Source organism: Chromobacterium alticapitis (assembly GCF_002924365.1).
GTDB lineage: Bacteria > Pseudomonadota > Gammaproteobacteria > Burkholderiales > Chromobacteriaceae > Chromobacterium > Chromobacterium alticapitis.
Window position 1 is genome coordinate 1 of the sequence record NZ_PQWB01000173.1, and the last position, 12,070, is coordinate 12,070.

The window sequence follows — 12,070 nt, forward strand, 5'->3', positions numbered from 1 at the left end:
CTAAGCCAAACCGCGCCGGACGAATGGCCGGAAGCGCAGCCGCTCGCCGATCTGCTGCGCGGCATCCTGCCCGCACTGCTGCTGTCCTCACTGATCGCGCTGGCCGCTTTGGCCGGCCATGGCTGGACAGTCGCCGCGTTGCCCCTGGGCGGCGCCTGGATCGCGCTGCTGTGCGCCGAGCAATTGCTGCGCTGCCTGCTTCGCGCCTTCCAGCCCTATCGACGCGAACAGCAGCAACATCCCGTCTTCGGCTGCCTGGCTGCCGCCGCGCTGCGCGGCGGATGGCGCGCAGGCCAGGCCCTGCCCGGCATCCAGCTGCGGCAAAGCTGGGCCATGCGCTATATGGCCAGTGCAGCGCCCCGTCTGCTCGCCGCGCTGGCCGCCCTCGCCTGGCTGCTAAGCAGCGTCAATGCGATCGCCGTGGACCAGCGCGGCATTTACGAGCGTTTCGGCCAGGCCGCGGCGGTATGGCAGCCCGGCTTGCACCTGGGCCTGCCTTGGCCGCTGGGCAGGCTCAGGCTGATCGAAAACGGCGCCATCCATCAGATGGGCCTAGGCCTATCGCCCCAGGCCGCAGCGGACCCGGACCGGCTATGGGACGGCAGCCACAGCGCGGAGACCATGCAATTGATCGCCAGCGGCCAGGGCGAGCGCCAAACCACGCAATTGATGGCGCTGGATGTCAGGCTGGTCTACCGGCTCGGCCTGAGCGACTCCGCCGCGCTGGACAGCTACCGCCAGACCGATGCGCCCGGCCTGCTGCGCGACATAGCCGGCCAGATCATCCTGCATGCATTCGCCGCGCGACAACTTGACGCGCTGCTGGGCACTGAATTGGCAGGCGTGTCCCGGCAATTGCGCGGCCAGATTCAGTCCCGGCTGGACACGGCCGACAGCGGGCTGGAATTGCTTGCCGTGGTGATCCAGTCCATCCACCCGCCGGCCGCAGCCGCCAACGCCTACCACAATGTGCAGGCGGCGCAGATCCTGGCTCAGGCCAATGTGGCGCTCGAACGCGGCCAAGCGGTGCGCGCCCTCAGCGCGGCTCGGCAGCAAGCTAGCCAGGCCCGCGACGAGGCCAGCGCCGCCGCCGCCGAGAAGCTGGCCGCCGCCCAAGCCGCCGCCATAGGCTTCGCCGCGGACCGGCAGGCCGCTCAGGCAGGCGGACAGGCCTTCCTGCTGGAGCGCTATCTGCACCGGCTGCGCCTGGGAATGGCCGGCGCCAGTCCCATCATCATCGACCATCGCATCGACGCAGCCGGCATGCCCGCGCTGGATCTGCGCCCCAACGCCCATCCTGCTGACCCGCCGCTGACCGCGCCGGACAGCCGCCATTGAGGAGAACGCCTTGACACCTCACAACCATGAGCATCATGACGAGCGCGGCAACGGCCCGCCGCGCCGCTGGCCGCGCCTGGCCGGCGTCCTGGCGCTGGTCCTTACCCTCTTGTCTTGCTGCATGCTGCAGGTGCGCTCCGGCGAGGCGGTCGTGATCACCCGCTTCGGCGACCCGGTCCGCGTTCTCCTGCAGCCCGGCCTGGCCTGGCGCTTGCCGCAGCCCTTCGAAAGCGCGCTGCCGGTGGACCTGCGATTGCGCGCCACCTCCAGCGGCCTGCAGGATGTGGGCACGCGCGACGGTCTGCGCGTGATCATGCAGGCTTACGTCGCCTGGCAAGTGCCGGCCGACGCCGTCCACATCACCCGCTTCCTTCGCGCGATGCGCAACCAACCCGACGAAGCGGCGCGGCAGATCCGCACCTTCATCGGCTCCGCCCTGGAAACCGGCAGCAGCGGCTTCGCCCTGACCAGCCTGGTCAATACCGATCCCGGCCAACTGCGGCTGGCCGAATTCGAACGGCAACTGCGCCGGCAGCTGTCCCAGCAGCTATTGGACAGCTACGGCGTGCGCGTGGTCGACGTGGGCCTGGAGCGGCTGACGCTGCCGGCCGTCACGCTGGACGCCACCGTGGCCAGGATGCGCGCCGAGCGCGACACGCTGGCCGCCGAGCGCACCGCGGCCGGCAACGAGCAGGCAGCCGCCATTCGCGCCGACGCGGCGCGCGACGCGCGCGTGCTGCGCGCCAACGCCAGCGTGGAAGCCGCTCGCATCGAGGCCCAATCGCAAGTGGAGGCCGCCCGCGTCTACGGCGCGGCCTATCAGAGCGATCCAGCCCTCTATCGCACTCTGCGCTCGCTGGACACCCTGGACCACATCGTCAACGCCAATACCCGGCTGATCCTGCGCACCGACGCCGCGCCCTTCCGCGCCTTGGTGGAAGGTCCGCCGGGACTGGAGGCCAAGCCGGCCAAGGCGGGCAAACAATGAAGCCCTCCCCCGTCGACGCGCCGCTGGTCCAGTCGCTGCGCCTGGCCTACCTCCTGCTGTTGGCCGCGGCCGCCTTGAGCGGCCTGGCCTGGCTGCTGGCCCACGTCCGTTCCATCCCGGCCGACAGCCAGGCCGTGGTGCGACGCTTCGGCGCCATAGACCGCGTACAGCATGCCGGCCTGCTGCTGGCCTGGCCCAGCCCGCTGGAAGAAGTGACGATGCTGCCCTCGCCGGAAACGGTGCAGCAGCGCCGGATCGCCCTGCTAGCGCGCGACGGCGATGCCGCCCAACTGGACGACGAGGACATGCCGCTGGTCCAGATGGGCGACCGCCTGGCCGGCTCCGGCTATCTGCTGACCGGCGACCTGGCCGTAGTCCAGCTCAGCGCCACCATCTATTACCGCATCATCGATCCGGCCGCCTACGTCCTGCAAGGCGGGCAGGCGCTGCCGCTGCTGGACCGGGTAGTGGCCGCCAGCGCCCTGAAGCTGTGCGCCGGACGTGGCCTGGAATCCATCCTGGCCACACGCGAGGCCAGGCTATCCTCCGCCAACGCGGCGGAACGCGAACGGCTGCGCGCCGAACTGGCGCAGGCCAGCAACCAGGCGCTGGATGCCCTGCGAAGCCGCGGTGCCGGCCTGGGCCTGCAGGTGGCGCGCATAGACTTGCAGTCCGCGCTGCCGCGGTCCGCGCAAGCCGCCTTCGACGCCGTGCTCACCGCCGACCAGACCGTACAGCGCCAGTTGGCCCAGGCCCGCACCGCCGCCGCGCTGGAAAAGCAGCAGGCCCGCGCGGCCGTTGACAGCCAGTTGGCCAATGCCCGCGCCCAGGCCGACGAGCGGCTGTCGCTCGCCCGCGCCGAGACCAGCGAAATCGCCGCGCTGGCGCCCGGCATACGCGCGCCGGCAGGCGCGGAGCGGCTGCGCCAGCTCTACCTGGAGCGTATGCAGGCCGTGCTGGCCAAGGCCGGCAAGGTCACCACGGTGGACCCGGCCGGCAGCGGCAGGCTCATCCTGCCTGGGGAGAAGCCATGAGCGGCTGCGCCCACCACGCCGCCCCTCTGCTGGACGCAGACGAGCAGCGCCGGGCCGGCCGCCGCCTGCTGCTGACCATGCTGGCCGGCGGCCTGCTGCTGCTGGCCGCTTGCTGGCATCTATTCGTCGCCAACGGCGACGCGCTGGCGCTGCTGCTAGCAGGAGCGGCCTCTCTGCTGCTGGCCGCGCCCACGCTGCGCGCCGCCTGGCACAGCCTGAGCCAGCCCGATCTGCACGGCCTGGCCGACCTGCTGGTGGCCCTGGCTATCGTCGGCGCCTGGGCGGCCGGCGACCTCGCCAGCGCCGCCCTCTTGCCCATCCTGATGGAGCTGGGCCATGTGCTGGAGGAACGCAGCCTGCTGGGCTCGCGCGAGGCGATACGCGCGCTGGCGGAACTGGGCCGGGGCAGTTGCCGCCGCCTGCTGCCGAAAGGCGGCGTGGAGGAGGTGGACAACGACCATCTGGCGCCGGGGGATCGGCTGGAAATCCACCCCGGCGATCGCATCCCGGCCGACGGCATAGTGCTGGACGGTCATGCCAGCCTGGACGCCTCGCCCGTCACCGGCGAAGCCCAGCCGCAAGACGTAGCGCCCGGCAGCCCGGTCTACGCCGGCGCGCTCAGCCTGGACGGCGCGCTGCGCATCGAAGTCAGCCGCGTCGGCGCCCAGTCCGCGCTGGGACGCGTCATCGAGCTGATGCAGGCTGCCGAATCGTCCAAGCCGGCCATCACCCGCTTCATCGAGCGCCACGCCTCCGCCTATCTGACGGTGGCGCTGGCCGTGGCGGCCATCGCCTGGTTCACCGGCGGCGGCAGCCAGGCCGCGCTGGCGGTGCTGGTAGCCGCCTGCCCGTGCGCGCTGGTGATCGCCGCGCCATCTACGGCCGTGGCCGGCGTGGCTGCCGCGGCGCGCCACGGCATCCTGATCCGAGGCCCGGCCTTCCTGGAGGAACTGGCCGACGTCGACACCCTAGTGATAGACAAGACCGGCACGCTGACCGATGGCCGGCTGGCGGTGCAGCAAATAGACATCGCAGCCGCGGCCGAAGCCGGCGCGCCGGCGCCGGAACGATTGGCCGCCAGCCTGGCCGCCGCCAGCAGCCACCCGGTCAGTCGCGCGCTGGCCGCGCTGGGCGGCGACGCGCCGCCGCTGCCATTGAGCGGCGTACGCGAAACGCCGGGCATGGGCCTGCAAGCCGACAGCGACTGGGGCCGGCTGACGCTGGGCCGGCCGGAATGGCTAAGCCGCTGCGGCTGCCAGACGCCAGCGCCGCAAGTCGCCGGCAGCCTGGCCGGCCTGGCGCTCGATGGCCGCCTGCTGGCCTGGTTCCACCTGGCGGACAGCCCGCGGCCGGAGGCGGCCGAAGCATTGCGCCAGCTGCGCGAACTAGGGCTGGCGCGCCAGCTCTTGCTCAGCGGCGACCGCGCCGATACCGCGCGGGCGCTGGCCGAAAAGCTAGGATTGGAAGCCGAGGCGCAGGCGCTGCCGGAAGACAAGCTCGCCCATGTCCGCGCCGAGATCGCCGCCGGCCGCTCCCCTCTGGTGGTGGGCGACGGCATCAACGACACGCTGGCGCTGAAAGCCGGCGCGGTGGGCGTAGCCCTGGGCGCACGCGGCGCAGATGTCGCGGTGGCTGCCGCCGACGTGGTGCTGACCGGCAACAATCTGCTGCGGCTAGCCACCGCGATCCGCCTGAGCCGGCGCTGCCGCGCCATCCTCGGCGCCAATGTGCTGATTGGCCTGGGCTGGTCCGCCGGACTGACCGCGCTGGCCGCCGCCGGCTGGCTGGGACCGGCCGGCGTACTGAGCGCGGCCCTGTTGCACAACGTCGGCACCCTGCTGGTGATGGGCAATTCGGGACGCATCCTGCGCTACCGCGAGGACTGAGCGGCCGCCGCGCCGCCGGGCTATGCTGAAAACCTGCGCCCAGTCCGTGGCGCATGCGCGCAGCTTCATGTCACGGCGGTGAACGCCAGCCGCCTCCGCACACGCTACCATCGGACCACCATGGAAATAGAAATCGCAAAAATCTTCGTCGCCCTGCTGGTTCTGGTGAACCCGCTGGGCGCTATCCCCATTTTCATCAGCCTGACGCCGCAATCCAGCCAGGAGGAGAGACAGAAAGTCGCCAAGACCACCGCCATCGCGGTGGCCGTGGTGATGTGTCTGTTCGCCATCGTCGGCCAGAGTCTGCTGCGCTTTCTCGGCATCAGCATAGGCTCGTTCCAGGTGGGCGGCGGCATCCTGCTGATGCTGATCGCCATCGCGCTGATGAACGCCAAGCCCGGTCCCACCAAGACCACCAAGCAGGAGCGCGAGGAGGCCGGCCACAAGACCAATATCGCCGTGGTGCCCATGGCCATCCCGCTGATGACCGGCCCCGGCACCATCTCCACCGTCATCATCTACGCCACGACCGCCGCCTCCTGGGTGCAGGTGGTCTACCTGTTGATCAGCAGCTTGCTGGTGGCCTTGACCTGCTACGGCGCGCTGACGCTGGCCACGCCGCTGACCCGGCTGCTGGGCCAGACCGGCATCAATATCGTCAACCGCGTAATGGGCATGCTGCTGGCCGCGGTATCGGTGGAAATCATCGTGGACGGCCTGTACCGGCTGTTCCCGCAGCTGACGCGCTGATCCGCCGGATAAACGCCCCCGCCAGGGCGCTCGCTATTCGATGCGAAATGGCCGTCCTATCCGCCCGGGGACGAGCTGCTGCCCCCATCGTTGTCGATGGCCGGCGAGGCGCCCGCGCAGCTCCAACAGCGAGCCGTCGGACTAGGCGCGGCCTGGTTCGGACGAGGCCTGGGCGGCCTTCTCGTCGAACAGTTTCAAGGCCATCAGGCCGTGCCCCACTGCCGCGCCGGCGCGCAGGGCCGATGCGATGAACACCGTCTCGGCCAGCTCCTCGCGCGTGGCGCCGGCCTCCAGCGCGTTCTTGGTATGCGCGTCTATGCAGTAGGAGCACTGGGTGGTCAGCGCCACGGCGATGGAGATCAGCTCGCGGTACTTGGCCGGAATGGCGCCGTCCGCGCGCTCGGCCACCGCCTTCAAATTCAGAAAAGCCTGCGCCTCCTTGGGCGCCAGGCTCATCAAGGCCTTGCCGTAGGCGAAATCTTCCGGCTGCTGATATGCGGACATGCTGCCTCCTGTGCGATATGGGGAGCATCCATTCTGCCCCATAAACATGCCAAGGCAATGACCTTGCGCATCTGTATACATATTTTCACCACCAGCTGTGCATTGTTTGTACCGATACCCAGCAGTACAACATGGCCATTCTTCATAGCCTGGTGGCAGCCATGTCCAAGCCTGAAATCAAGCCGGTTCCGATCAAGATCCATCCGCGGCTGACCCGCGGCCGCTTCAACAACGCGCGCGTCGCCATGGTTCTGCTGACGCAGCTGATCTTCCTCGGCCTGCCCTGGCTGCAGTGGAACGGCCGCCAGGCCGTGCATTTCAATCTGGCCGAGCATCACTTTTTGATCTTCGGCCTCAGCCTGTGGCCGCAGGATTTCATCTACCTGGCGGCGCTGCTGGTGGTGTCGGCGCTGGGCCTGTTCCTGTGGACCGCGCTGGCCGGCCGCCTGTGGTGCGGCTACAGCTGTCCGCAAACTGTGTACACCCAGATCATGATCTGGATAGAGCGGCTGACGCAGGGCGACCACAACGCGCGCCGCAAGCTGGAGGCCGCGCCATGGAGCGCGGACAAGCTGGTCAAGAAGGGGGCGGCCCAGTTGCTGATGGGCGCGTTCTCCCTATGGACCGGCCTGACCTTCGTCGGCTACTTCACCCCCATGCGCGAACTGGCGACGCTGGATATGGGGCCATGGGACGCGTTCTGGACGCTGTTCTACGCCGGCTTCACCTGGCTGCTGGCCGGCGCGCTGCGCGAGAAGGTCTGCCTGCACATGTGCCCTTACGCGCGCTTCCAGGGCGCGATGTTCGACGATCACACCCTGATCATTTCCTATGACGAAACACGCGGCGAGCCGCGCGGCAAGGCGCAGGCCAAAAGCGCCGATCCGGTCAAAGGCTGCGTGGACTGCGGCATCTGCGTGCAGGTTTGCCCCACCGGCATAGACATCCGCGCCGGCCTGCAATACGAGTGCATAGGCTGCGCCGCCTGCATAGACGCCTGCGATCAAGTGATGGACAAGCTGCAGTCGCCGCGCGGGCTGATCCGCTACACCAGCGCCCGCGCGCTGCAAGACAAGCCCGCGGCAGCGCGCTCGCTGCACCGGCCGCGGGTGGCCGTGTATTCCTGTCTGCTGGCCGGCATCGTCGCCCTGTCCGTCACCGGCATGGCGCTGAAAAAACCGTTCAAAGTGGATGTATTGCGCGATCGCGCCAGCCTGGTGGAGCAAGGCGAGGATGGCCTGCTGCAAAACCGCTACAACCTCAGGCTGATCAACACCACGGAGCAGCCGCAGCGCTACGCGTTGGCAGTGGAGGGCCTGCCCGGCATCCGGCTGGAACACGCCGGCCAAGTGGTGACGGTGCGCCCGGCGCAGACTGAAACCGTAGCGGTGCGGGTGCTGGCAGAGTCAGAACACGCCCCTCGCGGCGCGCATCCGATACGCTTCGTGGTACGCTCCTTGTCCGACGACGCCATCGTCCGCGAAAAATCCAGCTTCATCGGCGAATGAGCCGGCAAGGACAGCGCATGAACAAAACCGGCCAACTCAGCCAACGCTTCCGCCACGCCATCGAACAGGGCCAGCTGCGCGCCGGCGACCGCATGCCCTCGCTGCGCAAAGTGTGCCAGGACCACAAGATCAGCATCACCACCGCCCAGCGCGCCTACGCCGAACTGGAGCGGCTGGGACTGATCGAATCCCTGCCGCGATCCGGCTTTCGCGTGCTGGCGCGCGCGCCCGCGCTATCCTCCCTGCCCGCCGCAACCACCGACGGCGCAGCCATCCGCATCGAGCACCTGACGGCGGCCTTGGCCATGCCCTGGGGCTGCCCCTACATCAACCCGGCGCTGATCAACACTACGCCGCTGAACCGCGCCCTCACCCGCGCCCTGCGCGACTACCGCTACGCGCTGGCCGGCCAAAGCCACGTTGGCTACGAGGGGCTGCGCCGCGAGCTGGCCTTGCGCTATCTGGCCCAGGGCGTGGAGCTGGACGGCGAGGAGCTAGTGATCACCTGCGGCGCGATGGAGGCGCTGAACCTGGCGATACGCGCCGTGGCCAAGCTGGCTGGCAACGCCGCCATGCTGGCGCTGACACCGGCCTTCCCCGCCCTGTTCGATCAGTTGGACCAGCTGGGCATCTCCGTCCATACCCTGGCTACCCCGCCCGGCCAGCCGCTGGACCTGGAAGGCCTGGAGCGGCTCATCGTCCAGCACCGGCCGGCCGCCATCCTGGCCATGGCCAATTTCCAGCACGGCACCGGCCTCTGCCTCAGCGAGACCGACAAGCAGGCGCTGTTGCAACTAGCCGAGCGCCACCGCCTGCCCATCATAGAGGACGACACCTACCGCGAGCTGTACTTCGGCGAAAGCGCGCCCCTGCCGCTGAAAGCCTATGACCGCAGCGGCTGCGTGCTGTACTGCGCCTCGTTCAGCAAGTCGCTGGCGCCGGGCTACCGCGTGGGCTGGATCGCCGCCGGCCGCTACCGCGACAGCATCGTCGGCCTCAAGCTTTACAGCTCGCTGTCCACGCCCCTGCCCAGCCAGCTGGCCCTGGCCCGCCTGCTATCCGGCGGCCAGCACGAGGACATGCTGAGCCTGCTTCGCGGCCGCCTGCAGGCCAATTGGTTGGCCATGAGCCAGCAGCTGGCCGCCCATCTGCCCGCCGGCCGCCAGCATGCGCCGCAAGGCGGCTATTTCCTGTGGCTGGAATTGCCGGACGGCGTCGACTGCCGCAGCCGTCTGCCGCAGGCCATGCAGATGGGCATGCACTATGCGCCGGCCGGGCTGTTCTTCCGCGACGACGCGCCCGGCCCCAACGCGCTGCGGCTCAATTTCAGCTATTACGATCCCTTGCATCACCGCGACGGCGCGGCCGCGCTGGCGGCCCTGCTGAGCGCCTGAGCCGGCTCAGGCCTCTTCCGTCTGCCGCGCCAGCCAGGCGTATACTTCAGCGACGATGGCGGCGCGCGGCTGGCCCTGGATGCGCGCCAGCCAATACTGCGCGCCGTCCACGGCCGGATAGCCGGCCACCGCCTGCAAGCGGCCATCGGCCAAGGCCTCCGCCGCCAGCAGCTTGGGCAGGCAGGCCAGGCCTTCGCCGCGCAGCGCGGCGTCCAGCAACAGCCTTGCATCGTCATAAATGCCGACGCGGCGAAAACCGGCTAGATGCGCGCGGAACAGCTCGCCGGCGCGCGCATCGGTAAAGCCATCCTCCAGGCACAACAACCCCGCCTCGCTCGGCTGCCGCTCTGGCGGCAACGCGGCCAGCCGCTGCGCCAGCTCCGGCGCGGCGGCCATCAGCCAACCGTCGCGCAGCCAGCGCCGCTCCATCACATCCGGCTGCTGCAAAGGCCGGTCCGCAATCACGATGTCCACGTCTATTTCATCGACGAAACGCGCGCTCTCGTCGGTGGACAGCAGCAGGCTCAGCTGCGGCAATGCGCGCCTCAGCTCGGCCAATCTAGGCTGCAGCCAGCCCTGCGCCAGCGCGGCCGGACACACCAGCACCACCAGCCCCGGGTCCATATAGCCGGCGATGCGCCCCAGCCCACCCTGTAAATTGTCCAGCGCGCGCCGCACGCTCTGCTGCAGCACCTCGCCCGCCACCGTCAGTTCCACGCCGCGGCCCACGCGGCGGAACAGCGGCTGGCCCAATTGCTGCTCCAGTTGCTGCACCTGATGGCTGATGGCCGATTGCGACAGGCACAGCTCGTCCGCCGCACGGGAGAAATTGCCGTGGCGGGCGGCGGCCTCGAAGCCCTGCAACAGTTTCAGGGAAGGAATGCGCATGACGAATCATGAAGAAAGTTGATTAATTGAGCCAATTATTATCAATTTTCAAAACATAGGCCACACCGCACAATGCCGCCGACTATGCCTAAACCAAGGCGGCCGCGAGCCGTCCCAAGGAGCCAATGATGAACCGACGCCATTTCCTGCGAAACGCCGCCCTGCTGTCCGGCAGCGCCCTGCTGGGCGGTTGCCTGGCCGGCGGCTCCAGCCAGGCTGAAGCCCAAAACGCCGCCGCGCCGAAAGACCGGCTGCAGACCTCCGGCTGGCGCATGCCGGACGAAGGCGAGCCGCACGCCGCCACCTGGATGGCTTTCGGCCCGCGCGCGGAAATCTGGGGCGGCAAGCTGCTGGAGCCGGCCAGAAGCCATCTGGCCGGCATCGCCCGCGCCATCTCTCAGTTCGAGCCGGTGCGCATGCTGGCGCCGCAAGAAAACATGGAACTGGCGCGCCGGCTATGCGGCGATAGCGTGCAATTGATCGCCCAGCCGTTGGACGACTTGTGGATGCGCGACACCGGGCCGGTGTTCGTGCGCGACGCGCAAGGCCAATGGGCCGGCGCCGGCTTCAACTTCAACGGCTGGGGCGGCAAGCAATCCCATGCGAGGGACGCTAAAGTGGCGGCGGCGGTCTGCGGCCAAGCCGGCATCAAGCTGCTGGCCAGCTCGCTCACCTTGGAAGGCGGCGGCCTGGAAGTGGATGGCGACGGCACCGCCATCATCACGGAAAGCTGCGTGCTGAACCGCAACCGCAACCCCGGCGTGAGCAAGGCGGCTTGCGAGGCGGAGCTGAAGCGGCTGCTGGGCGTGGACAAGGTGATCTGGCTGCCCGGCATCGCCGGCCGCGACATCACCGACGGCCACACCGACTTCTACGCCCGCTTCGTCCGCCCCGGCGTGGTGATCGCCGGCTTGGACAGCGATACCTCATCCTTCGACTACGCCGTGACGCAAAAGCATCTGCAAATCCTGCGCCAGGCCAGCGACGCCAAGGGACGCCGGCTGCAAGTCATCACCCTGCGCGGACCGGACAAGATCCGCCCCGCGTTCGAGAACCGGGAATTCGCCGCCGGCTACGTCAATTTCTACGTCTGCAACGGCGCGGTGATCGCGCCGCAATTCGGCGATGCCGACGCCGACGCCAACTGCCGCGACATCCTGCGCGAGCAATTCCCAAACCGCGAGATCGTGCAGCTGAACATAGACGCGATAGCGGCCGGCGGCGGCGGCATCCACTGCGCGACGCAGCAGCAGCCGGCGTGATGGCCTCCGTGATGATCTAACGTGGAAGTAACCGGCACCGGAGCGCCAGCGAAGGGTACCCAAATGCGCAGCATTTGGGTGTCCGGTTGACTGCCGTGTTAGAGCACGGCCTTTGAACGCGAGATGTTTTCATGAGACGGTCAATTGCCAGGGACAATGGTTTCACCGCTGCATGCTGCGCAGACCTCGAATACAGCAGTGTGACGACCACTTTCGATTCGCTCGATGCAAACTGAACCTCGGCCTCTACACGCAGGGCAAAGCCGAAACCCATGTTTCGGATCACGATTGCCATTGCGAACGGCTTCAAGAAACAGTCGGCGGCGGATGGCGTCTTTGGGGTCGGACGTGTTCAAGTAGGGAGCTCTAACGTTGAAGCTGAGCCGCGAGCGGCGGCCTGCCGACGTGAGTCGGCTCGAGCGACAGGTTAGGCGTCATTTTCTCGCCACCGCCTCGAGCTCGTGGACATGAATAAATCGGGCTAAGCCTTCGCCGCCAGCAGTCGCGCAACTGGCGCA

At 68.5% G+C, this 12,070-nt stretch carries 10 protein-coding genes; 8 read left to right on the forward strand and 2 right to left on the reverse strand.

Annotation, left to right across the window (positions count from 1 at the left end; all coding sequences use genetic code 11):
- The 5 genes from C2I19_RS20520 to C2I19_RS20540 form a co-directional block, all read left to right on the forward strand.
- Window positions 1–1,338, forward strand: a 1,338-nt coding sequence (locus C2I19_RS20520; RefSeq protein ID WP_103904440.1) for an SPFH domain-containing protein, incomplete at its 5' end; no start/stop codon positions are given.
- Window positions 1,339–1,348: 10 nt separating this feature from the next.
- On the forward strand, window positions 1,349–2,326 hold the full coding sequence (locus C2I19_RS20525) for an SPFH domain-containing protein (RefSeq protein WP_199181312.1): 978 nt from the start codon (window positions 1,349–1,351) through the stop codon (window positions 2,324–2,326).
- Window positions 2,323–3,360 carry an SPFH domain-containing protein gene (locus C2I19_RS20530; RefSeq protein WP_103904441.1) on the forward strand — a complete coding sequence of 346 codons (1,038 nt, stop codon included), beginning with the start codon at window positions 2,323–2,325 and terminating at the stop codon, window positions 3,358–3,360. Before C2I19_RS20525 ends, C2I19_RS20530 begins: the two co-directional genes overlap by 4 nt.
- On the forward strand, window positions 3,357–5,246 hold the full coding sequence (locus C2I19_RS20535) for a heavy metal translocating P-type ATPase (RefSeq protein WP_103904442.1): 1,890 nt from the start codon (window positions 3,357–3,359) through the stop codon (window positions 5,244–5,246). The genes C2I19_RS20530 and C2I19_RS20535 overlap by 4 nt, the downstream gene beginning before the upstream one ends.
- Before the next feature lie 120 nt (window positions 5,247–5,366).
- Window positions 5,367–5,996, forward strand: coding sequence for a MarC family protein (locus C2I19_RS20540; RefSeq protein ID WP_103904443.1), 630 nt, complete (start codon window positions 5,367–5,369; stop codon window positions 5,994–5,996).
- A 141-nt stretch (window positions 5,997–6,137) separates the two neighbouring features.
- On the opposite strand, the gene C2I19_RS20545 is transcribed toward C2I19_RS20540, so the two are convergent.
- Window positions 6,138–6,500 carry a carboxymuconolactone decarboxylase family protein gene (locus C2I19_RS20545; protein WP_103904444.1) on the reverse strand — a complete coding sequence of 121 codons (363 nt, stop codon included), beginning with the start codon at window positions 6,498–6,500 and terminating at the stop codon, window positions 6,138–6,140.
- Between the two features lie 131 nt (window positions 6,501–6,631).
- Between C2I19_RS20545 and ccoG the strand changes: the two genes are divergently transcribed.
- Window positions 6,632–8,008, forward strand: coding sequence for a cytochrome c oxidase accessory protein CcoG (ccoG, locus tag C2I19_RS20550; protein WP_233201307.1), 1,377 nt, complete (start codon window positions 6,632–6,634; stop codon window positions 8,006–8,008).
- Between the two features lie 17 nt (window positions 8,009–8,025).
- The gene (locus tag C2I19_RS20555; RefSeq protein WP_103904445.1) at window positions 8,026–9,402 is read left to right on the forward strand and encodes an aminotransferase-like domain-containing protein; all 1,377 of its coding nucleotides are present in this window, start codon (window positions 8,026–8,028) and stop codon (window positions 9,400–9,402) included.
- Window positions 9,403–9,408: 6 nt separating this feature from the next.
- Here the strand turns inward: C2I19_RS20555 and C2I19_RS20560 are convergent, their stop codons facing one another.
- Window positions 9,409–10,290, reverse strand: coding sequence for a LysR family transcriptional regulator (locus tag C2I19_RS20560; RefSeq protein ID WP_103904446.1), 882 nt, complete (start codon window positions 10,288–10,290; stop codon window positions 9,409–9,411).
- Window positions 10,291–10,418: 128 nt separating this feature from the next.
- On the opposite strand from C2I19_RS20560, the gene C2I19_RS20565 reads away from it, so the two are divergent.
- A complete protein-coding gene (locus C2I19_RS20565; protein WP_233201308.1) occupies window positions 10,419–11,552 on the forward strand; it encodes an agmatine deiminase family protein in 1,134 nt (377 codons plus the stop codon).
- The last annotated feature ends 518 nt before the right edge of the window (window positions 11,553–12,070 follow it).